The organism is Streptomyces sp. NPDC090088 (genome assembly GCF_044747345.1).
In the GTDB taxonomy this organism is placed as follows: domain Bacteria; phylum Actinomycetota; class Actinomycetes; order Streptomycetales; family Streptomycetaceae; genus Streptomyces.
This window is the reverse complement of the sequence record NZ_JBIVDZ010000001.1, coordinates 723,999-744,468: the sequence shown is the minus strand read 5'-3', so window position 1 is coordinate 744,468 and position 20,470 is coordinate 723,999. Positions and strand designations below refer to the sequence as shown.

General features: G+C 72.9%; 19 protein-coding genes. 4 read left to right on the top strand and 15 right to left on the bottom strand.

The window, feature by feature from the left end:
• Nucleotides 1–5: 5 nt before the first annotated feature.
• Nucleotides 6–503 carry an rRNA maturation RNase YbeY gene (ybeY, locus tag ACIPSJ_RS03395; RefSeq protein ID WP_181802918.1) on the bottom strand — a complete coding sequence of 166 codons (498 nt, stop codon included), beginning with the start codon at nucleotides 501–503 and terminating at the stop codon, nucleotides 6–8.
• A gap of 14 nt (nucleotides 504–517) precedes the next feature.
• A complete protein-coding gene (locus ACIPSJ_RS03390; RefSeq protein WP_359224507.1) occupies nucleotides 518–1,585 on the bottom strand; it encodes a PhoH family protein in 1,068 nt (355 codons plus the stop codon).
• A 224-nt stretch (nucleotides 1,586–1,809) separates the two neighbouring features.
• Between ACIPSJ_RS03390 and ACIPSJ_RS03385 the strand changes: the two genes are divergently transcribed.
• Nucleotides 1,810–2,484 carry an FAD binding domain-containing protein gene (locus tag ACIPSJ_RS03385; protein WP_401343050.1) on the top strand — a complete coding sequence of 225 codons (675 nt, stop codon included), beginning with the start codon at nucleotides 1,810–1,812 and terminating at the stop codon, nucleotides 2,482–2,484.
• Nucleotides 2,485–2,722: 238 nt separating this feature from the next.
• Here the strand turns inward: ACIPSJ_RS03385 and ACIPSJ_RS03380 are convergent, their stop codons facing one another.
• The 3 genes from ACIPSJ_RS03380 to ACIPSJ_RS03370 all read right to left on the bottom strand — a co-directional run bounded on the left by ACIPSJ_RS03380 (nucleotide 2,723) and on the right by ACIPSJ_RS03370 (nucleotide 6,176).
• A complete protein-coding gene (locus tag ACIPSJ_RS03380; protein WP_401343048.1) occupies nucleotides 2,723–3,898 on the bottom strand; it encodes a carbohydrate kinase family protein in 1,176 nt (391 codons plus the stop codon).
• A 95-nt stretch (nucleotides 3,899–3,993) separates the two neighbouring features.
• Nucleotides 3,994–5,283 carry a glucarate dehydratase family protein gene (locus tag ACIPSJ_RS03375; protein WP_359224503.1) on the bottom strand — a complete coding sequence of 430 codons (1,290 nt, stop codon included), beginning with the start codon at nucleotides 5,281–5,283 and terminating at the stop codon, nucleotides 3,994–3,996.
• The gene (locus ACIPSJ_RS03370) at nucleotides 5,280–6,176 is read right to left on the bottom strand and encodes a 5-dehydro-4-deoxyglucarate dehydratase (RefSeq protein ID WP_401344555.1); all 897 of its coding nucleotides are present in this window, start codon (nucleotides 6,174–6,176) and stop codon (nucleotides 5,280–5,282) included. Before ACIPSJ_RS03370 ends, ACIPSJ_RS03375 begins: the two co-directional genes overlap by 4 nt.
• A gap of 155 nt (nucleotides 6,177–6,331) precedes the next feature.
• On the opposite strand from ACIPSJ_RS03370, the gene ACIPSJ_RS03365 reads away from it, so the two are divergent.
• The gene (locus ACIPSJ_RS03365) at nucleotides 6,332–7,108 is read left to right on the top strand and encodes an IclR family transcriptional regulator (protein WP_359224498.1); all 777 of its coding nucleotides are present in this window, start codon (nucleotides 6,332–6,334) and stop codon (nucleotides 7,106–7,108) included.
• A 345-nt stretch (nucleotides 7,109–7,453) separates the two neighbouring features.
• On the top strand, nucleotides 7,454–8,680 hold the full coding sequence (locus tag ACIPSJ_RS03360; RefSeq protein ID WP_401343046.1) for an MFS transporter: 1,227 nt from the start codon (nucleotides 7,454–7,456) through the stop codon (nucleotides 8,678–8,680).
• Between the two features lie 28 nt (nucleotides 8,681–8,708).
• Here ACIPSJ_RS03360 and ACIPSJ_RS03355 read toward each other — a convergent pair whose 3' ends face one another.
• The 10 genes from ACIPSJ_RS03355 to hrcA form a co-directional block, all read right to left on the bottom strand.
• Entirely contained in the window at nucleotides 8,709–9,701 is a 993-nt protein-coding gene (locus tag ACIPSJ_RS03355) for an adenosine deaminase (RefSeq protein WP_401343045.1), read from the bottom strand.
• A 20-nt stretch (nucleotides 9,702–9,721) separates the two neighbouring features.
• The gene (locus ACIPSJ_RS03350; RefSeq protein WP_401343044.1) at nucleotides 9,722–10,630 is read right to left on the bottom strand and encodes a ribonuclease Z; all 909 of its coding nucleotides are present in this window, start codon (nucleotides 10,628–10,630) and stop codon (nucleotides 9,722–9,724) included.
• A gap of 6 nt (nucleotides 10,631–10,636) precedes the next feature.
• A complete protein-coding gene (locus ACIPSJ_RS03345) occupies nucleotides 10,637–10,990 on the bottom strand; it encodes a histidine triad nucleotide-binding protein (protein ID WP_359224489.1) in 354 nt (117 codons plus the stop codon).
• A 142-nt stretch (nucleotides 10,991–11,132) separates the two neighbouring features.
• A complete protein-coding gene (locus ACIPSJ_RS03340) occupies nucleotides 11,133–14,342 on the bottom strand; it encodes a S41 family peptidase (protein ID WP_359224486.1) in 3,210 nt (1,069 codons plus the stop codon).
• A gap of 46 nt (nucleotides 14,343–14,388) precedes the next feature.
• A complete protein-coding gene (locus tag ACIPSJ_RS03335) occupies nucleotides 14,389–14,946 on the bottom strand; it encodes a hypothetical protein (protein WP_359224484.1) in 558 nt (185 codons plus the stop codon).
• 76 nt (nucleotides 14,947–15,022) lie between these two features.
• Complete coding sequence (locus tag ACIPSJ_RS03330) at nucleotides 15,023–15,415, bottom strand: VOC family protein (protein WP_359224481.1); 393 nt, start codon at nucleotides 15,413–15,415, stop codon at nucleotides 15,023–15,025.
• A gap of 27 nt (nucleotides 15,416–15,442) precedes the next feature.
• Complete coding sequence (locus ACIPSJ_RS03325) at nucleotides 15,443–16,192, bottom strand: 16S rRNA (uracil(1498)-N(3))-methyltransferase (RefSeq protein ID WP_401343041.1); 750 nt, start codon at nucleotides 16,190–16,192, stop codon at nucleotides 15,443–15,445.
• Nucleotides 16,189–17,280 carry a nitronate monooxygenase gene (locus ACIPSJ_RS03320; protein WP_359224477.1) on the bottom strand — a complete coding sequence of 364 codons (1,092 nt, stop codon included), beginning with the start codon at nucleotides 17,278–17,280 and terminating at the stop codon, nucleotides 16,189–16,191. The genes ACIPSJ_RS03325 and ACIPSJ_RS03320 overlap by 4 nt, the downstream gene beginning before the upstream one ends.
• A 111-nt stretch (nucleotides 17,281–17,391) precedes the next feature.
• Nucleotides 17,392–18,528, bottom strand: a complete 1,137-nt coding sequence (dnaJ, locus tag ACIPSJ_RS03315; protein WP_355710776.1) for a molecular chaperone DnaJ — start codon at nucleotides 18,526–18,528, stop codon at nucleotides 17,392–17,394.
• Complete coding sequence (hrcA, locus tag ACIPSJ_RS03310; RefSeq protein WP_355710777.1) at nucleotides 18,529–19,545, bottom strand: heat-inducible transcriptional repressor HrcA; 1,017 nt, start codon at nucleotides 19,543–19,545, stop codon at nucleotides 18,529–18,531.
• A 172-nt stretch (nucleotides 19,546–19,717) separates the two neighbouring features.
• Between hrcA and ACIPSJ_RS03305 the strand changes: the two genes are divergently transcribed.
• Nucleotides 19,718–20,440: an MBL fold metallo-hydrolase gene (locus ACIPSJ_RS03305; protein WP_401343038.1), complete on the top strand. Its 723-nt coding sequence runs from the start codon at nucleotides 19,718–19,720 to the stop codon at nucleotides 20,438–20,440.
• The last annotated feature ends 30 nt before the right edge of the window (nucleotides 20,441–20,470 follow it).

The window sequence follows — 20,470 nt, the reverse complement described above, 5'->3', positions numbered from 1 at the left end:
CCCGACTAGGAGACCGTCGGCGCCGGCGAGGGCCCGGTCAGGCCCTGCTCCGCGCGCCAGCCGTCCACGATGGCCGCCTGTAGGCCGAACATCTCGGCCTTCTCGTCGGGCTCCTCGTGGTCGTAGCCGAGCAGGTGCAGCACGCCATGGACGGTGAGCAGCTGGAGCTCCTCGTCCATGGAGTGCTGGGTCTCGGCCTCGGCGCCCTGCTTGGCGGCGACCTCCGGGCAGAGCACGATGTCGCCGAGCAGCCCCTGCGGGGGCTCCTCCTCGTCCTTCGACGGCGGCCGCAGCTCGTCCATCGGGAAGGACATGACATCGGTGGGCCCGGGCAGGTCCATCCACTGGATGTGCAGCTGCTCCATGGCGTCGGCGTCCACGACGATCACCGAGAGCTCGGAGAGCGGGTGGATGCGCATCCGTGCGAGCGCGTAGCGGGCGATGTCGAGGATCGCCTGCTCGTCGACCTCGGTTCCGGACTCGTTGTTGACGTCGATCGACATGGCGCGGTGCTTGTCTACTTCCCCTTGTGCCCGGACTTCGAGCGGCCGCCCTGGTGCGCGCCGTTCTCCGTGCCGTGCTGGCTGTCGAACTTCTCGTACGCGTCGACGATACGGCCCACCAGCTTGTGCCGTACGACATCGTGGGACGTCAGCCGGGAGAAGTGCACGTCCTCCACGCCTTCGAGGATGTCCTGCACCTGACGCAGACCGCTCTTGGTGCCGTTGGGCAGGTCGACCTGCGTCACGTCACCGGTGATCACGATCTTCGACTCGAAGCCGAGGCGGGTGAGGAACATCTTCATCTGCTCGGGGCTCGTGTTCTGGGCCTCGTCCAGGATGATGAAGGCGTCGTTGAGGGTACGGCCGCGCATGTACGCCAGCGGCGCGACCTCGATCGTCCCGGCCGCCATCAGGCGCGGGATCGAGTCCGGGTCGAGCATGTCGTGCAGCGCGTCGTACAGCGGGCGCAGGTAGGGGTCGATCTTCTCGTAGAGCGTGCCGGGCAGGAAGCCCAGCCGCTCGCCCGCCTCCACGGCCGGCCGGGTCAGGATGATGCGGTTGACCTGCTTGGACTGCAGGGCCTGCACCGCCTTGGCCATGGCCAGGTACGTCTTTCCGGTACCGGCGGGGCCGATGCCGAAGACGATCGTGTGCTTGTCGATCGCGTCGACGTACCGCTTCTGGTTGAGGGTCTTGGGGCGGATGGTGCGGCCGCGCGAGGACAGGATGTTCTGGGTCAGAACCTGGGCCGGGGTCTCCTCCGCGCCCTCCCCGTTCTCACTCGCCCGCAGCATGGCGATCGAGCGTTCCACTGCGTCCTCCGTCATCGGCTGCCCGGTGCGGAGCACCAGCATCATCTCGTCGAACAGGCGCTGGACGAGGGCGACTTCATGCGCCTCGCCGACCGCGCTGATCTCATTGCCCCGGACGTGTATGTCGGCCGCCGGGAAGGCCTTCTCGATCACACGCAGCAGGGAGTCGCCGGATCCCAGTACCGTGACCATCGGGTGCTGGGCGGGAACCTCGAACTGAGCTCGGGCCTGCTGCTGCGCGGGAGAGTGAGCTGTGGGTGTCTGAGTCATGGGCCGGCGCTTAAGGCCTGCGGTTCCTCCTCATCACGGCCGCGTAGCTGAGGGCGGCCTCGCGGTATCAAGCGTACGACGTGGCACTGACAACGCCGTAGGGCTTTTCGCCGGGAAAGGCGCCCTCAGTGAAACCGTGAGCCCTGCATGCGCTCCTGCACGCCGGGGCAGAATCCGAGCTACGTCCTTATGTCCTTACAGAGCCCCTCAGAAAGCAGGTAGCCGTGCAGCTGCGACTGCCCACGTCGGTGTCCGAGGCCCGGGAATGCCTGGCCGAGGGGGCGATACCCGTCGGCGGAGCGACCCTCGTGTGGGCCGCCTGGCAGCGGGACGGCTTCCCGGAACAGGCGGTGTCCCTGCGGGAGGTGCCGGAGGCGACGGTGATAGGAGACGGGGTGCTCGGCGGAGCGGTGCTGCTGCACCAGGTGGACGACCGGGTTCCGGAGGTGCTGCGGCTGGCCGCGAAGGGCGTCGGCACGGGGGCGGTGCGCCGGGCGGCGACGGTCGGCGGGAACATCGCGGGGTCGAGCCTGCGGGATCTGCTGCCGGCGGCGCTGGTGCTGGACGCGCGGGCCGACGTGCTCACCGCGGACGGGGTGGAGGAGGTGGACCTCGCCGAGGTGGTGGCGAAGTCTCCCGTGCTGTTGGCGCTGCGCTGGCGGGAGCCGGTGCGGGGCGCGTTCGCCAAGGTGGCGGACCCGGCGGGCGGGGAGGTGCCGACGCTGGCCGCGGCGGCGGTCGACACGGAGGGTGTGCTGAGGGTCGCGGTGCGGGAGGGGTATGTGGTGAGCGCGGGGGACGGTGGGGTGGAGGAGCTGTTCGCCGGGGCGTTGGCAGGGGTGTCGGAGGCGGGACGGGAGCTGGTGCGGGCGCAGGTGGCGAGGGTGACCGGGGGGTAGGTGGGGGCGGTTTCGGTCCGCCGTCGGGCGCGGGCCGGTGGGGGCTGGTCGCGCAGTTCCTCCCCCAGCCTTCGGCCGGGGGGACCCCAGCGCCCCTGACGGGGCGCTGTCCAGCCGCGGGCCGCGTCACGACTACTCAGCTACTCAGCTACTCAGCTGCGGGCAGGCGTGCCGCAGGGCGGCACGGGTGGGCGCAGCGGCACCCGGCCGGCGCCGGTGAGCGTCCCCACTCCTGCGGTCACCCCGCGCGGCCGAAGCCGATCGTCGGTACCGCTCTCCGCAGTGGCCAGGGGCGGGCCTGGTCCTCCCCCGGTACCAGGCCGTCCAGGAACGCGTAGCGCCGGAGTGCCGCCGGGTCCTGGCCCTCGACCGACTGCACCTTGCGCCACCAGGCGCCGATCTCGGACCAGCCGGGGGCCGAGAGGGAGCCGCCGAACTCCTGGACGGACAGCGCGGCGGTGAGGCCGGCGAAGGCGAGGCGGTCGGCGAGGGGCCAGTCGGCGAGGGTGCCGGTGACGAAGCCGGCGACGAAGACGTCGCCGGCGCCGGTCGGGTCGAGGGCCTCCACGGCGATGGCCGGGACCTCGGCGGACTCGCCGGTGCGTCCGTCGACGGCGTACGCGCCGTCCGCGCCGAGGGTGACCACGGCGAGGGGCACGTACGCGGTGAGGGCGTGCGCGGCGGCGCGCGGGCAGTCGGCGCCGGTGTACCGCATCGCCTCCTCCGCGTTCGGCAGGAACGCCTCGCAGTGCTCCAGGTCGGCGAGGCTCGCCAGGTCCCACGCCCCGGTGTCGTCCCAGCCGACGTCGGCGAAGATCCGGGTGCCCTCGGCGGCGGCCCTGGCGATCCACGGGTTGCGTTTGCCGGGCAGCAGCGAGGCGACGGCGGCGCGCGCGTGGGCGGGGCGGCCGGGTGCGTTCTGCTGGCGGAACAGGGTGTCGGCGGGCGGTTCGTGGCCGTGCGAGACCATGGTCCGCTCGCCCTCGTAGGCCATGGAGACGGTGACCGGCGAGTGCCAGCCGCGCACGGTCCGGGACGGGGAGAGGTCGATGCCCTCGCCCTGTTCGAGCGCGTCCCAGCAGTACTCGCCGTAGTGGTCGTCGCCGAAGGCCGCCGCGAGCGAGGTCTTCAGGCCGAGCCGGGCGAGGGCGGTGGCCATGTTGGCGATGCCGCCGGGGCTGGATCCCATCCCGCGCGCCCAGGACTCGGTGCCGCGCACCGGGGCGGAGGCGAGGCCGGTGAAGACGATGTCGAGGAAGACGGTGCCGGTGAGGTAGACGTCCCAGGGCGGATCGCCCGGTGCGCGCAGGCCGGCCAGCGGGTCGACCTGCGCGGCACAGTGCGGTGTTGTTGCTCCCCTGTCGTCGTCGAGGTACTCGGGTTCCTCTCCGGCGAACGCGTTGGACGCGGTCACGGTGCGCTCCCTGACGTGGTGCGGATCCGGCCAGTCTGCACCATGTCGTACCGGAGGCGGCCGCAGTCGTCGTACGACCGCCCGAACGAGCGCTCCTACCAGCGCGGTACCGCCGGTGTGGTCCACCCCGGCTCGGCGGCCCGCATCGCGGCCGCGTCGTCGCGGTCGCGCAGGGTGCCGTCGTCGTCCAGCCAGCGCCGGTGCAGCCGTCGTACCTTCTCCTGGTCCAGTGCGACGCCGAGGCCCGGCGCGTCGGGGACGGCGACCCGGCCGTCGGTGAAGACGAGCCGCTCGGTGAGGACGTCCTCGGACTGCCAGGGGTAGTGGGAGTCGCAGGCGTGGTGGAGGTCGGGGACGGTCGCGGCGACGTGGGTCATCGCGGCCAGGCTGATCCCGAGGTGGGTGTTGGAGTGCATGGAGACGCCGACGCCGAAGGTGCGGCAGACGGCGGCCAGTTCCCGGGTGTTGCGCAGTCCGCCCCAGTAGTGGTGGTCGGAGAGGACGACCTGCACGGCCCCGCCGCTGAACGCCTCCGGGATCTCGCCGAAGGTCGTCACGCACATGTTGGTGGCGAGCGGCACGTCCGTACCGGCCGCCACCTTCGCCATCGCCGGGGTGCCGAGCGCCGGGTCCTCCAGGTACTCCAGGACGTCGGCGAGTTCCGCCGCGACCTTCAGGGAGGTCTCCACGGACCAGGCGCCGTTGGGGTCGAGCCGCAGCGGGTGCCCGGGGAACGCCTCGGCCAGCGCCCGTACGGCCGCGATCTCCTGCTCGGGCGGGAAGACCCCGCCCTTGAGCTTGAAGGAGGTGAAGCCGTAGCGGTCCTTGAACCGGCGGGCCTGGGCCACGACCCCCGCCGGGTCGAGCGCGGGCCCCCAGTCGTCGGCCTCGGCCGGCACGCCCTGCGGATGCGCGGCCCACTTGTAGAACAGGTACGCGCTGTACTCGACCGAGTCGCGCACCTTCCCGCCGAGCAGCGCGTGCACGGGCAGCCCGAGCGCCTTGCCGAGGGCGTCGAGGCAGGCGACCTCGAAGCCGGAGACGACCGACAGCCGCAGCTTGTCGGCGGTCTGCACGCCCCGCAGCCCGCCCACGTCCACCTGCCCGGAGACCCGGGAGGCGTCCACGGCGACCTCGTCGGCGACGGTGAACAGCCCGTTCAGGTCGGAGACCGCACGGCCGACCAGCCGCGCCGCGAACGGCCGGGCCAGCTCCAGGTACTTGGTGTCCCCGTAGGTCTCGCCGACCCCGACCACCCCGTCGGCGGTCTCCACCTCGACGATCAGCCGGGGCGTGTACGGCTGGTGCACCCCCTGGGTGTTGAGCAGCGGCGGGTCGGCGACCAGGATCGGGGTCAGGCGGACGTCGGTGATCGTGAGGTTCACAGGGACGCTCCGACGAGGTCGAGGCCGGCGCCGAGCAGGGTCCGCAGTTCGGCGAGGTCGGCGGTGGAGGGGTCGGTGAGGGGGGCGCGGACGGGTCCCACGGGCCGGCCGCGCAGCCGGGCCGCCGCCTTCACCAGCGACACGGCGTATCCGGGGACGCGGTCGCGGAGTTCGACGAGCGGCACGTAGAAGTCGCGCAGCAGCTTGTCGGCGGTGCCCTGCTCGCCGTCGCGCAGGGCGGCGAAGAAGGCGTCGGCGATCTCGGGGGCGAAGGCGTGCACGGCGGAGGAGTAGGCGGGGACGCCGACGGTGGCGTAGGCGCGGGCCTGGATCTCGGCGGTGGCGGCGCCGTTGAAGAAGAGGAAGCCGTCCGGGGCGGCGAGGGTGAGCCGCTGCAGCCGGTCGAGGTCGCTGTGCCCGTCCTTGAGCCCGATCACGCCGGGGATGCGGGCGATCCGCGTCAACGAGTGGGCCGTGTAGGCGACCTGGCCGCGCTGGTAGGCGATGAGGGGGAGCGAGGTCCGGGCGGCGAGCTGCTCCAGCTGCGCGACCAGTCCGTCCTGCGGGGCGGCGACGAGGTAGTGGGGCAGCACGAGCAGGGCGTCGGCCCCGGCCTCCTCGGCGATCCGCGCGAACCGGGCGGCCTGCGCCCAGCCGTACCCCACCCCCGCGACCACCGGTACCCGGCCGCCGGCCTCCTCGACCGCGACGCCCACGACCTGCCGGTACTCGTCCTCGTCCAGCGAGAAGAACTCCCCGGTGCCGCAGGCCGGGAAGAGCGCGCCGGGCGCGGCGGCCAGCTGCCCGGCGACGTACGCCCGGAACCCGTCCGCGTCCAGGGACCCGTCGGCGTGGAAGGAGGTCAGCGGAAAGGACAGCACCCCCTCCGCCATCCCGTCCCGCAGCGCGCGCACCACACTCTCCGGCTGTCCGCCCACCGAACCCATCTCCCTACCTAAACGTCATCTACATACGAAGACAGAGACTAGATATGCGAACGCGCCCCCGTCAACGGCGCACCCCGCCCGCGCCCCTCTACGATCTGCACATGTCCGAGACAGCAGGCGTCCGCGAGGTGAAGTCCGCGGCGCGCACGGTGGAGCTGCTGGAGCTCCTCGCGGACCGCGGCGACCGCCCGGCCCGCCTCCAGGAACTCGCGGACGCGCTCGGCGTCCCGCGCAGCTCGATGTACGCCCTGCTGCAGACCCTGATCGCCCGGGGCTGGGTCCGCACGGACACCACCGGCTCCCTCTACGGCATCGGCATCCGCACCCTGCTGACCGGCACCAGCTACCTGGACTCCGACCCGCGCGTCCGCCTCGTACGCCCCTACCTCGACGAGGCGTCGGACGCCCTGGGCGAGACCATCCACCTGGCCCGCCTCGACGGCCGGAACGTGGCCTACCTCGCGACCCGCGAGTCCCACGCGTACCTGCGCACCATCAGCAGAGTGGGCCGCCGGTTCCCCGCCCACGCGGGCGCCCTCGGCAAGGCACTCCTGGCGGAACGCCCCGACACGGACCTCCCCGACGGCCCCTACGCCGCCCTCACCCCCAACACCCGCACCACGAGGGACGCCCTCGCCGCCGACCTCGCCGACGTCCGCGCCCGCGACCACTCCATCGACCGCGAGGAGGGTGTCGCCGGCATCATCGGCTTCGGCTTCGCCCTGCGCTACGACACCCCGGCCCAGGACGCGATCAGCTGCTCGGTACCGGTGGCACGGCTCACGCGGGAGCACGAGGAGCAGATCGTCACAGTGATGCACGAAATCCGGACCCGCATCGAATCAGCGACAACGGGCGGCACGGTCAACTGGCGTTAGCGGAAAGCGCGCCGTAAGGGCCGCGGGATCATGCAGTGCCCATACAGCTGCCGAACCGCAGCCAACCAAGGGGCGCTGGGGGTACCCCCGGCCGAAGGCTGGGGGAGGAACTGCGCGACCAGCCCCCACTCAGCCGCGCCCGCAAACGGACCCGCTCCCGCACCATGCAGGGCGCGGCTACCCCCTCCCCCGCACCCGAAACCCGGACGTGCCCCACATCACACCCCCCACCCCCTCTTCGCGCTCCCCTCACTTGATACAAATTGCCCGCGCGTTCCTGTCCGTCGACGGCCTGCGCCCAACCCCCTTCTTGAGCCGCTCCTTTCGCATGCCCTGGGAACGCCCGTGTCCGCCCCCCGCACCACCCCCTGGTCCCTCGTCGCCCTTTTCACGGCCGGGTACCTCGCCCCGTACCTCCTGCCGACCACCGTCGGCAGACTCCAGTCGGGGCTCCCCCTCTCCGCCACCCAGGCGGGCGCCATCGGCAGCGCCCTGCTGCTGAGTTCGGCGACGGCCGGCTTCCTGCTGGCGTCCCGCGTGGACCGCGTCGGCCCCCGCGCCCTCGCCCGGACCGGACTGCTCCTCGCCGTCCTCGGCTACGGCGGTGCCGCCCTCACCACCCACGTCCCCGCGGTCATCGCCGGCGCGGTCGCCGGCGGCTTCGGCTCCGGCACGGTCACCGCGGTCGCCGCCACCGGCATCGCCGCCATGGGGGTCCCCCCGCGCGAGGGTGTTCGAGCGTGGGGGAGCGACCCCCACCGCACCACCACCCTCGGCCTGCTCGGCGTCTCCGCCCTCGCGGGCGCCGTCTACCTGACGGTCCCGCACCTCGGCCCCGGCCACGCGCAGCCCCTCGCCGCGATCGCACTCACCGCGCTCGCGGTCTGGCCGCTCACCGCCCGGCTGTCCCCCCGTACCGCCCCGGCCCTCCCCCGCACCGTCACCGGCGGCTCCCGGCTCCCCCACCTCCGCTCGGGTCTGCTGCTGGCCGCCGCCATGCCGTGCTGGTCGGCCGTCCAGAACTCGCTCTGGGGCGTGAGCGGCCGGATCGGCCTGACGCAGGCGCATCTCAGCGAGGTGACCGTCGGCGCGGTGTTCGCGGTGGCGCTCGGCGCCGGACTGCTGGGCGTGGTCGGCGCGGGCGCCCTGGGCCCGCGGCTCGGCCAGGCGCTGCCGATCGGCCTCGGCACGATCCTGATCGCGGGCTGTATCGCGCTCAGCGCGTCCGCCACCGACCTGACGACGTTCGCGTCCGGCGAGATCGCCTGGAACGTGCTCTACCCGGTCGTGCTGTCGTACGTCATCGGCCTGGCCGCCTCCCTCGACCCACGGGGCCGCTGGGCGGTGCTGGTCGGGTCGGCGTCCTCGCTGGGCACGGCCGTCGGCCCGATGACCGGCAGTCTGCTGGCGGCCCGGGCCGGTTTCCCGGCGATGGGGACGATCCTGGCGGTGGCCCTGCTGGCGGTCGCCGTACCGCTGACGGCGGTGGCGCTGCGCCGCAGGACCACCACCGTCACGGCCGGCGCCGCGTTCGCCGACGAGGCGGCGGTACGGCTGGACGTCGCGGCGTAGCGGAGTAGCGGAGTAGCGGTCTGGCGGCCTAGCCGAACTCGTAGGCCTCGACCTCGGCGAGGTAGCGGGCCCGCAGTTCCTCGTCGTCCTCCAGGAAGGACGCGAGGAAGGAGTTGCGGGCCAGCTCCCGCATCTGCTCCCGGGACAGGCCCAGGGTGTCGCGCACGGCGTGGTAGTTGTCGGCGACGTACCCGCCGAAGTAGGCCGGGTCGTCGGAGTTGACCGTGCACAGCAGCCCGGCCTCGATCATGGCCGGAAGCGGATGCTCGGCCAGCACGTCGACGGCGCGCAGGCGGACGTTGGACAGCGGGCACAGCGTCAGCGGGATCCGCTCCCGCACCAGACGGGCGACCAGCTCCGGGTCCTCCATGCAGCGCAGCCCGTGGTCGACGCGCTCCACGCCGAGCAGGTCCAGCGCGTCGGTGATGTACTGCGGCGGCCCCTCCTCACCCGCGTGCGCCACCCGCCGCAGCCCGAGCCCGGCCGCCGCCTCGTACACCTCGCGGAACTTGGCCGGCGGATGCCCGACCTCGGCCGAGTCCAGCCCGATGCCGATGATCCGGTCCAGGTACGGCCGCGCGGCCCGCAGCGTCGCCATCGCCGACTCGGCGGACTCGTCCCGCAGGAAGCACATGATCAGCCGGGTGGAGACCCCGTGGTTCTCGACGCTTCGGCCGAGCGCCCGCCACAGGCCCTCGACGACCGTGCCCATGCCGACGCCCCGGGCGAGGTGCGCCTGCGGGTCGAAGAAGATCTCGGCGTGCCGCACGCCCTGCGCGGCGGCGCGGGCGAGGTAGGCGTTGGCGAGGTCCTCGAAGTCCTGCTCGGTGCGCAGGACCGCCATCAGCTCGTAGTACAGGTTCAGGAAGGACTGCAGGTCCTCGAACTGGTACGCCTTGCGCAGCGCGTCGGTGTCCGGGTACGACAGCTCGACGCCGTTGCGTCCGGCGAGCCGGAACGCCAGCTCGGGCTCCAGGGTGCCTTCGATGTGGAGGTGCAGTTCTGCTTTGGGGAGGGGCATCAGAGCATGGTACGGCCGTTTCACCTGCGCTTCGGGACAGGCACCCGGAGCAGATCCCGTGCCACGGTCAGCTCGCCCTCGTACCCGGCGGCCCGCGCCTGCCGTTCGAACTCCTCGGGTTCCGGGTAGCGCTGGCTGAAGTGGGTCAGCACCAGGTGCCGTACGCCCGCGTCCCGGGCCACGGCCGCCGCCTGCCCGGCGGTCAGATGGCCGTGGTCCACGGCGAGTCCGGCGTCCTCGTCGAGGAAGGTGGACTCGATGACCAGCAGGTCGCAGCCCTCGGCGAGCGCGTACACCCCCGCGCACAGCCGGGTGTCCATCACGAACGCGAACCGCTGGCCGCGCCGCACCTCGCTGACCTGGTCGAGGGTGACGTCCCCGAGGACGCCCGCGCGCTGGAGCCGGCCGACGTCGGGGCCGGTGATGCCGTGCGCGGCGAGCCGTTCGGGGAGCATGCGGCGGCCGTCGGGCTCGGTGAGCCGGTAGCCGTAGGACTCCACGGGGTGGGAGAGCCGGCGGGCCTCCAGCCGGTAGGACCGGGTGGAGGCGAGGTCGCCGCCCTCGCCGTGGACCGGGGCCTCGGTGATGCCGACGGTCTCGCGGTAGGCGGTGGCGTAGCGGAGCCGGTCGAAGAAGCGCTGCCCCGACTTCGGGTAGTGCGCGGTGACCGGGTGCGGGACCTTGTCGAGGTTGATCCGCTGGATGACCCCGGCGAGGCCGAGGGAGTGGTCGCCGTGGAAGTGGGTGACGCAGATCCGGTTCAGGTCGTGCGCGGCGACCCCGGCCCGCAGCATCTGCCGCTGGGTGCCCTCGCCGGGGTCGAAGAGGATGCCCTCGCCGTCCCAGCGCAGCAGGTAGCCGTTGTGGTTGCGGTGCCGGGTGGGTACCTGGCTGGCTGTGCCGAGGACCACCAACTCGCGTACGGACACGGTCGGTTATCCGGGCGGCCAGGTCAGGCCGCGACCGCCGAGGACGTGGGCGTGGGCGTGCCAGACGGTCTGGCCGGCGCCGCTGCCGGTGTTGAAGACGATGCGGTAGCTCTCCAGCTTGTCCTCGTCGGCGACGGTCCGGGCCTCGCGCAGTATGTCGGCGGCGATCGCGGGTTCGCTCTCGGCGAGTTCGGCCGCGTTCTTGTAGTGGACCTTGGGGATCACCAGGACGTGGGTGGGTGCCTGGGGGTTGATGTCCCGGAAGGCGACGGTGGTGTCCGTCTCCCGGACGATCGTCGCGGGGACGTGGCCTGCGACGATCTTGCAGAAGAGGCAGTCGTCCTGGGGTTCCCCTGGCATGTCTTCTCCTCGCCCGGTGATCAGCTTCGGGGGCATCGTAGTCGGTTCGGCTGCGGGCCGGTGGGGGCTTGTCGCGCCCACGCGGCGGAGCCGCATGTCGAATGCAGCCCCGCGCCCCCTGGGTGGGACCCGGCGCCCCTCGTCAGGTCGGCAGCGTCGGTGGAGTCTTCGCAGGAGCCGTCTCCAACGCCTCCAGCGCTATCCGTACCGCCTCGTCGAGCTGGGGATCCCTCCCCGCCCCCCAGTCCTGCGGGGTCTGGACGACCTCCACATCCGGGTCGACGCCGTGGTTCTCGACGCCCCAGCCGTAGCCCTCCAGCCAGAAGGCGTACTTCGGCTGGGTGACGAGGGTGCCGTCGACGAGGCGGTAGCGGCTGTCGATGCCGATGACGCCGCCCCAGGTGCGGGTGCCGACGACCGGGCCGATGCCGAGGGCCTTGATGGCCGCGTTGACGATGTCGCCGTCGGAGCCGGAGAACTCGTTGGCGACGACGACCACCGGGCCGCGGGGTGCGTCCCTCGGGTAGCTGAAGGGCCGCATGCCGCGCGGCAGGTCCCAACCGACGATGCGGCGGGCGAGTTTCTCGACGACGAGCTGGGAGGTGTGGCCGCCGCGGTTCTCGCGGACGTCGACGACGATGCCCTCGCGGGCCATCTCCACGCTCAGGTCGCGGTGGATCTGGGCCCAGCCGGGGGCCTGCATGTCGGGGACGTGGAGGTAGCCGAGCCGGCCGCCGGAGAGTTCGTGGACGTGGGCGCGGCGGTCGGCGACCCAGGCGTGGTAGCGGAGCGGTTCCTCGTCGGCGACCGGGACGACCACCGGGTGGCGCAGCTCGCCGCCGCCGGCCGGGGACACGGTCAGTTCGATGGCCTTGCCGGCGGTGCCGACGAGGAGCGGGCCGGGGCCGGTCACCGGGTCGACCGGGCGGCCGGCGACGGCCACGATCGCGTCGCCGGCGCGGACCGCGACGCCGGGTGCGGCGAGCGGGGAGCGGGCGCCGGGGTCGGAGGTCTCGGCGGGCAGGATGCGGTCGATGCGCCAGCTGCCGTCCTCGTGCCGGGAGATGTCGGCGCCGAGCAGGCCCTGGCGGGCGCCGTTGCCGTGGCCGCCGCGCGGGGTGACGTAGGCGTGCGAGGTGCCGAGTTCGCCCTGGACCTCCCAGAGCAGGTCGACGAGGTCGTCGTGGGTGGCGCAGTGGTCGACGAGCGGGCGGTAGCGGGCGAGGACGCCGTCCCAGTCGACGCCGCCGAGGTCGGGGCGCCAGAACTGGTCGCGCATGATGCGGCCGGTCTCGTCGAACATCTGCCGCCACTCGGCGGCCGGTTCGACGGTCTGCCGTACCCGGGCCAGGTCGACGGTGATGTTGGTGTCGCTGTCGTCGTCGTTCGAGGCGCGGCGGTCGCTGGGGACGACCTTGAGCTTGCCGTCGGACCAGAGCAGGACCCGCTTCCCGTCGCCGCTGACCTCGAAGTGGTCGGCGTCGGAGGAGAGGTACTCGATGCGCTGCTGGGCGAGGTCGTAGCGCTCCAGCTCGGTCTTGGGCGCGGGGTCCTCGGGGTGGGCGCGGGAGGCGCCGAGGACACCGCGCACCGGGTGGCGCAGCCAGAGCACGCCGTCCTTGGCGGCGCGCAGGCCCGAGTAGCGGCCGGCCTCGACGGGGAAGGGCACGATCCGGTCGGCGAGGCCCTCCAGGTCGATCCGGGTGGCGGGGGTGCCCTCGGCGTCGGGGGTCTCGTCCTTGTCGGGGGTCTCGAACGGGCGGCCGTGCCGCTGCGGGCCGAACGGGGAGGGGGTGGTGGCCGCGAGGGTGATCAGGTGCGGGCGGTCGCCGACCACGAAGGCCAGGTCGAAGACGTGCTCGTCGTAGACCGGGTCGAAGGAGCGGGTGGAGAGGAACGCCAGGTGCTTGCCGTCGCGGGTGAAGGCGGGGGCGTAGTCCTGGAAGCGCAGCGGGGTCGCCTCGGTGACGGTGAGGTCGGTGGTGTGGGCGATACGGAGCTGGGCGAGGCCGCCGGCGCCGGGGTGCGACCAGGCGAGCCAGCCGGAGTCGGGCGAGAAGGCGAGCCCGGAGACGTCGCCGTCCTCGCTGCGGTCGACCTCGCGGACCTCGCCGCTCTCGCGTTCGACGAGGAGCAGGCGTCCGTCGTGGGCGGCGACGGCGACCCGGCCGCCGTCGGGGGCGACGGCGAGTTCCAGGACCCGGCCGAGCTGTCCGGCGGCGATCCGGCGCGGGGTGGAGCCGGGCGCGAGACCGGTGGCGGGGGCGAACTCCAGGGCGTCGTCGCCCTCGGCGTCGGTCACCCACACCACCCACTCCTCCGCGTCCGCGCGGAAGGTGACGGGCAGCCGTCCCCGTACCCCGGGCTGCGCGGCGAGCGCGCGCGCCGGACCGGACCGGTGGGTCACCCAGTGCACCCCGCCGCGGACCAGGACGGCGCTGCCGCGCGCGGTGTGGTCGGGCGAGGCGGAGCTGAACCAGCGTCCCGCGTTCACCGGGTACGGCTGCCGGTCGACCCGGGAGCCGCCGAGCCGGATGTCCAGCCGGCGCGGCTCGGCCCCCTCCAGGTCGTCCAGGAGCCAGAGTTCACCGGCGGACGCGTAGACGACCCGGCTGCCGTCGCCGGCCGCGTGCCGGGCGTAGAAGCCGTCGAGGGGCGTGTGCCGGCGCAGGTCGGAGCCGTCGGCGAGGGAGGAGTACAGGGCCCCGGTGCCCTCGTGGTCGGAGAGGAACGCGATCCGCTCCCCGGCCCAGACGGGGTATTCGAGGTTCCCGTCCAGCTCCGCGTGCAGCCGTACGAACTCTCCGCCCCCTTCCCGGTCGATCCACAGCTTGCCCGCCGTACCGCCCCGGTACCGCTTCCACCAGGCGGCCTCGCGGCCCATCGGCGCGGAGAGCAGCACGGGGTGCGGACCGAGGGCGACATGGCCGACCGGGCCGTACGGGAGGACGGTGGACGGGCCGCCGTCGAGCGGGACGGTGCGGGCCCAGCTGCGCCGGAGGCTGGACTGGCCGTAGGTGGTGATCGCGAGGACCTGCCCGTCGGCGGTCCAGTCGCGCACCTGGGTGCGGGAACTCCCCCAGTGCGTCAGGCGGGTGGCGGAGCCGCCGTCGACGGGGGCGAGGTGGATCTCGGGGGCGCCGTCGCGGGTGGAGGTCCAGGCGACCGTGGTCCCGTCCGGCGAGATACGGGGCAGGGTCACCGGGACGTTGTCGGCGCTGACCCGCCAGGCCCGGCCGCCGTCCAGCGGCGCGAGCCACACGTCGTCCTCGGCGGTGAAGGCGACCAGGTCGCCGTGGACGTGGGGAAATCGGAGGTAGGACCGCGGTCCTGTCGCTGCACCCTGAGTCACCCGCTCAGCCTATGCACCGCGGCGGGTTCCCGGCGGCCGATTTCGATCACTTTCCCTGCACGGGCCAGCACTTGGGGTCGCCCTGGCACCAGACGGTCTTCGTCACGGTCACGGTGGGGCCGGGCTGCTGCCCGTAGGTGGGCGGCCGGTAGGTGCTGTACGTCGGACCGGGCGTGGCGTCGCAGTTGCCGAGGCCCTTCACCCGGAACCACTCCTTGCCGCCGACCTTGGCGACGAGGTTCCCGCGCACACAGGCCCCGCTGACGGCCTTGGTGACCCGTCCGGTGACGGTGATGTCCCGCCCGTCCTTGGTCCGGCCCCGGCAGTCCACGGAGACCACGGTGGTCTGCGAGGCCGACGGTGTCCTCGTGGAACCGGCCGCCGACGAGCCGTAGTTGCCGGTGCAGGTGAGCCAGCTGACGTCGACGTGCTGCCGTTTCAGCTCGGCGGTGGCGGTCTGGTCGGTGGTGTACGCGACGGTCGCGGAGTTCAGATCGGTCGGCTGGCAGCCCACGACACCGCCCACGGCGATCACCGCGAGCCCCGCCACGGCCGCCGCCCTGGCCCCGCGCGGCCGCCGCCGAATCCGGCTCAATGCCCCCATGAGGGGCAGCCTCCCACCGTCGGGCCCGTGACGGTAGGGGGCATACGGCCACTCACGTGTTCGCAGCCGTCACCCTTCAGGTGCGCAGCAGCAGCCATTCCTGCAGTTCCACCAGGTTCCCCTCGGGGTCCTTGAGGTGGGCGACCCGCATGCGTTCCGTCATGGGCACGGGCCCCTGCACCAGGACCGCGCCGCGCGCGGCGATCTGCTCGCAGTAGGCGTCGAGGTCGTCGACGCGCAGCACCACCAGCGACCGGTGCCCGGTGGCGGTGTCCCCCAGCTCGCCCAGCACCTCGGCCATCATGGTCCGGTCCTGGAGGGCGATCCCCGCGGACCCGGCGTGCGGGCTGAACTTCTCGTACGGTCCCTCGCTCGCCCCCGACTGCGGCCGCAGCCCGAGCACTTCGGCGTAGAAGTGGTAGCAGGCGGCGAAGTCGGTGACCAGGAGCCGGACTTGGGCGAGTTCCACGGTGTGTCCCCCAGAGGGTCGTGCGGGTCAGGACCACCGGCCGGTGCGGCCGAGCAGCAGGGCCGCGGCGGCCGTGCCGGCGGTCGAGGTACGCATCACGCTGGGCCCCAGGACGTATGTCCCCGCGCCCGCCTCCTCGAAGAGCGCCACCTCGTCCCGGGCGACGCCCCCCTCGGGGCCGACGACCAGCACGATCTCGCCCGTGGCGGGCAGGTCGGCGGTGGCCAGCGGTGTGCTGCCGTGCTCGAAGTCGGAGTGCAGGACGGCGGCGAAATCGGCTTCGGCGAGAAGTGCGGCAACCTGTTTGGTGCTCGCCGCGTCCGCGACCTGGGGGAACCGCACCCGGCGGGACTGCTTGCCGGCCTCGCGGGCGGTGGCCCGCCACTTCGCGAGCGACTTGAGCCCCCGGTCGCCCCGCCACTGGGTGACGCAGCGGGCGGCCTGCCAGGGCACGATCGCGTCGACGCCGACCTCGGTCATGGTCTCCACGGCGACCTCGCCGCGGTCGCCCTTGGGCAGGGCCTGGACGACGGTGATACGGGGCTGCGGCGCGGGCTCCTCGGCGACCTCCGTCAGGCGGACGACCAGCCGGTCCTTGCCCTCGGCGGCGATCACGTCGCACACCGCGTAGCGGCCGGCGCCGTCGGTGAGGACGACCTCCTCGCCGGGCTGAAGCCGCTTCACGGAGACCGCGTGACGGCCCTCGGGCCCGTCCAGGACGTACTGTCCGGAGCCGTCCGCGCGGAGGTCCTCGACGACGAACACCGGCGCGGTCATCGCCCGTCCCCCCTCTCGGTCCCCGCCTTGGTCGACAACGCTGTCGACGCGGCGGCCAGTTCCTCGACGAGGGTCTCCACCAGCTGCCCGGCGGGCAGCTCCCGGGCCATCCGGTGCCCCTGCCCGGACCACAGCGCCATGCCCTGCGCGTCCCCGGCCTTGGCGGCGGCCTTGCGCAGCGGGGAGGTGAGGTGGTGGACCTCCGGGTAGGCGGCGGGCGCGTACGGCCCGTGCTCGCGCAGGAAGCGGTTGACGAGCCCGCGGGCGGGCCGCCCGGAGAAGGCCCGGGTCAGTTCCGTGCGGACGAACAGGGGGTTGGTCAGGGCCTGCTTGTGGATGTCGGCGGCGCCGGACTCGGGGGTGGCGAGGAAGGCCGTACCGAGCTGGGCGGCGCTCGCGCCCGCGGCGAGCACGGCGGCGATCTGGCTGCCGCGCATGATCCCGCCGGCGGCGACCACCGGGATGCCCACGGTCTCCCGTATCTGGCCGATCAGCGACAGCAGCCCGATCCCGGCTCCGTCGTTCTCGGCGATGTCCCGGTGGGTGCCCTGGTGCCCGCCGGCCTCGACGCCCTGCGCGATCACCGCGTCCGCCCCGGCCCGCTCGACGGCGAGGGCCTCCTCGGCGGTGGTCGCGGTGACCAGGGTGAGGGTTCCGGCCCGGCGCAGGGACTCCAGCACCTCGCGGGTCGGCACACCGAAGTGGAAGGAGACGACGGCCACCGGGTTGTCGAGGAGTACCGCGAGCTTCGCGTCGTACCCGTCGTCGCGGCCGCTGTCCGGGTCGCCGAGCTCGGTCTCGTACCAGGCGGCCTCACCGGCCAGCTGGTGTGCGTACAGCTCCACGGCGCCGGACTCCGCGTGCTCCGGCTGCGGCATGAAGAGGTTGACCCCGAAAGGGCGGCCGGTCAGCCCCCGCAGCTGCTTGATCTCCTGGTACATCCCGTCGGCGGTCTTGTACCCGGCGGCGAGGAACCCCAGCCCGCCCGCCTCGGACACGGCGGCGGCCAGCTGCGGGACGGAGACCCCGCCGGCCATGGGGGCCTGCACGATCGGAAAGGGGAAGAGATCGGTCAGTGCGGAGGACATGACGGCATGTTGTCACGTCCTCCGAACAAGACCGAATCGGGTCGCCTCTTTGGCACATGCCACATATCGCGGGCGGCACAGCCCCTCCGCGACCCGCTGCGGGCGCCCGCGTCAACGCCCGTTGAACGCGTCCTTCAGCCGGGAGAAGAGGCCCTGCTGCCCCGGCTGGAACTGCCCCGTGGGCCGCTCCTCGCCGCGCAGTTTCGCCAGCTCGCGCAGGAGGCGTTCCTGCTCGGGGTCGAGCTTGGTCGGCGTCATGACCTCGACGTGGACGATCAGGTCGCCCCGGCCGCCGCCCCGCAGATGCGTGACACCGCGCCCGTGCAGCGGGATCGACTGCCCGGACTGGGTGCCCGGCCGGATGTCGACCTCCTCCATCCCGTCCAGCGTCTCCAGCGGCACCTTCGTACCGAGCGAGGCCGCCGTCATCGGGATCGTCACCGTGCAGTGCAGGTCGTCGCCGCGCCGCTGGAACGTGGAGTGCGGCAGCTCGTGGATCTCGACGTACAGGTCACCGGCGGGACCGCCGCCGGGCCCGACCTCGCCCTCACCGGCGAGCTGGATCCGGGTGCCATTGTCGACACCGGCCGGGATCTTCACGGTCAGCGTCCGCCGGGAGCGGACCCGGCCGTCACCGGCGCACTCGGGGCACGGCGTCGGCACGACGGTGCCGAAGCCCTGACACTGCGGGCAGGGCCGGGAGGTCATGACCTGCCCGAGGAAGGACCGCGTCACCTGCGAGACCTCACCACGGCCCCGGCACATGTCACACGTCTGGGCGGAGGTGCCCGGCGCCGCGCCCTCACCGTTACAGGTGTTGCAGACGATCGCCGTGTCGACCTGGATGTCCTTGGTCGTGCCGAAAGCGGCCTCGTCCAGCTCCACCTCGATCCGGATCATCGCGTCCTGGCCGCGCCGCGTACGCGACCTCGGCCCACGCTGGGACGCCGTACCGAAGAACGCGTCCATGATGTCGGAGAAGTTCCCGAAGCCACCGGCCCCGAAGCCGCCCGCGCCCGCGCCGCCCGCCTGCGAGAGCGGGTCGCCGCCGAGGTCGTAGACCTGCTTCTTCTGCGGGTCCGAGAGCACCTCGTAAGCGGCGTTGATCTCCTTGAACCGCTCCTGGGTCTTCGGGTCCGGGTTGACGTCCGGGTGCAGCTCGCGCGCGAGCCGACGGAAGGCCTTCTTGATCTCTTCCTGCGACGCGTCGCGGCGCACGCCGAGAACGGCGTAGTAGTCCGTGGCCACTTACGACTCCGCCAGGATCTGTCCGACGTACCGTGCCACCGCTCGTACCGCTCCCATCGTTCCCGGGTAATCCATGCGGGTCGGTCCGACCACGCCGAGTTTGGCGAGTGCCTCGCCGCCCGAACCGTAACCGACCGACACCACGGACGTGGAGTTGAGTCCCTCATAGGCGTTCTCGTGACCGATGCGTACGGTCATGCCCGAATCCCCGGCCTCGCCAAGGAGCTTGAGAAGCACCACGTGCTCCTCGAGTGCCTCCAGAACAGGCCGGATCATGAGGGGAAAGTCATGCCCGAAGCGGGTGAGATTGGCGGTGCCGCCGATCACCAGCCGCTCCTCGTTCTCCTCGACGAGCGTCTCCAGCAGGGTGGAGAGCACCGCCGAGACCGTGCCGCGGTCCTCGACGTCGAAGGCGTCCGGCAGATCCTCCACCAGCCGGGGCACGTCCGAGAACCGGCGCCCCGCGACCCGGCTGTTCAGCCGCGCCCGCAGATCCGCCAGCGACGTCTCCCCGAAGGGTGCCGGGCAGTCGACCATCCGCTGCTCGACCCGCCCGGTGTCGGTGATCAGCACCAGCATCAGCCGGGCCGGAGCCAGTGACAGCAGCTCCACGTGGCGCACGGTGGACCGCGTCAGCGACGGATACTGCACCACCGCCACCTGCCGCGTCAGCTGCGCCAGCAGCCGCACGGTCCGCGCGACGACGTCGTCGAGGTCGACGGCGCCGTCGAGGAAGTTCTGGATCGCCCGCCGTTCGGGCGCGCTCATCGGCTTGACACCGGCGAGCTTGTCGACGAACAGCCGGTAGCCCTTGTCGGTCGGGATCCGCCCGGCGCTGGTGTGCGGCTGGGCGATGTACCCCTCGTCCTCCAGGGCGGCCATGTCGTTGCGCACGGTCGCCGGGGAGACCCCGAGGTTGTGCCGCTCGGTCAGCGCCTTCGACCCGACCGGTTCCTCGGTGCCGACATAGTCCTGGACGATGGCGCGCAATACCTGAAGCCTGCGTTCACTCAGCATCCAGCGCCACACCTCCAGAAAGTCGTGCCCGCGGCCTTTCGGGTCCTTCGGGTCTTTCGTCTGGCACTCTGCGATCCCGAGTGCCAACATCCCCGGCCCAGTGTACGGCCGTCGGGTACTGACTGGGCAAGGTCGGTCAGGACCCGTGACGTTCTACGGCTAGCGTCGCGGCATGACGGTGACTTGGGAAGAGCTGGGGTGGGAGCGGGTGGCCGAAGGGGTCGGCCGGTGCCGGCTGCCGGGCTGGGACTGCACGGCGGGGCTGGCCCTCGGTCCGGGCGCGGTCCTGATGGTGGACGCCGGGTCGAGCCTGGCGGAGGGCGCGCGGTTGCGTACGGAGGCGCAGGCGCTGGCCGGGCGCCGTGTGACCCATCTCGCGCTCACCCACCCCCACTTCGACCACGTCTTCGGCACGCCCGCCTTCGCGGGCACCGACCTGTACGCGGCGGCGGGCGCGGAGGCCGTCCTCGCCCACGACCGCGAGGCGCTGCGCCTGGACGCGGTCCGCAACGGCCTCCCGGCCCCCGAGGCCGAGGAGGCGGCCGACGCCCTCCCGCTCCCCCGCCGCCCGGTCTCCGGCGAGCGGGCCCTCGACCTGGGCGGCGGCCGCCGGGCCCTGCTGGCCGACGTGGGCCCCGGCCACACCTCCCACGATCTCGCGGTCCTCGTCCCCGGCGACCCGCCGGTGGTCTTCTGCGGCGACCTGGTGGAGGAGTCCGGCGATCCCCAGGCCGGCCCGGACGCCGTACCGTCCCGCTGGCCGGCGGCCCTGGACCGCCTGCTCTCGCTCGGCGGCGACGACGCCCTGTACGTCCCCGGTCACGGAGCGGTGGTCGACGCGGCGTTCGTACGGGCCCAGCGCGACGCCCTGGCGGCCCGCTTCGGCGTGTCGTAGGCGCACCCGTTCGGCTTCTCCTATCGTCAT

Bases quoted from the DNA above. Each gene is read 5' to 3' on its own strand.
- ACIPSJ_RS03355 (WP_401343045.1), bottom strand. From the start codon at position 9,701: ATGCCCCTCCCCAAAGCAGAACTGCACCTCCACATCGAAGGCACCCTG.
- hrcA (WP_355710777.1), bottom strand. From the start codon at position 19,545: ATGCTGAGTGAACGCAGGCTTCAGGTATTGCGCGCCATCGTCCAGGAC.
- ACIPSJ_RS03305 (WP_401343038.1), top strand. From the start codon at position 19,718: ATGACGGTGACTTGGGAAGAGCTGGGGTGGGAGCGGGTGGCCGAAGGG.
- ACIPSJ_RS03365 (WP_359224498.1), top strand. From the start codon at position 6,332: ATGTCCGAGACAGCAGGCGTCCGCGAGGTGAAGTCCGCGGCGCGCACG.
- ACIPSJ_RS03320 (WP_359224477.1), bottom strand. From the start codon at position 17,280: ATGTCCTCCGCACTGACCGATCTCTTCCCCTTTCCGATCGTGCAGGCC.
- ybeY (WP_181802918.1), bottom strand. From the start codon at position 503: ATGTCGATCGACGTCAACAACGAGTCCGGAACCGAGGTCGACGAGCAG.
- ACIPSJ_RS03390 (WP_359224507.1), bottom strand. From the start codon at position 1,585: ATGACTCAGACACCCACAGCTCACTCTCCCGCGCAGCAGCAGGCCCGA.
- ACIPSJ_RS03335 (WP_359224484.1), bottom strand. From the start codon at position 14,946: ATGGGGGCATTGAGCCGGATTCGGCGGCGGCCGCGCGGGGCCAGGGCG.
- ACIPSJ_RS03370 (WP_401344555.1), bottom strand. From the start codon at position 6,176: ATGGCGGAGGGGGTGCTGTCCTTTCCGCTGACCTCCTTCCACGCCGAC.
- ACIPSJ_RS03345 (WP_359224489.1), bottom strand. From the start codon at position 10,990: ATGCCAGGGGAACCCCAGGACGACTGCCTCTTCTGCAAGATCGTCGCA.
- ACIPSJ_RS03325 (WP_401343041.1), bottom strand. From the start codon at position 16,192: ATGACCGCGCCGGTGTTCGTCGTCGAGGACCTCCGCGCGGACGGCTCC.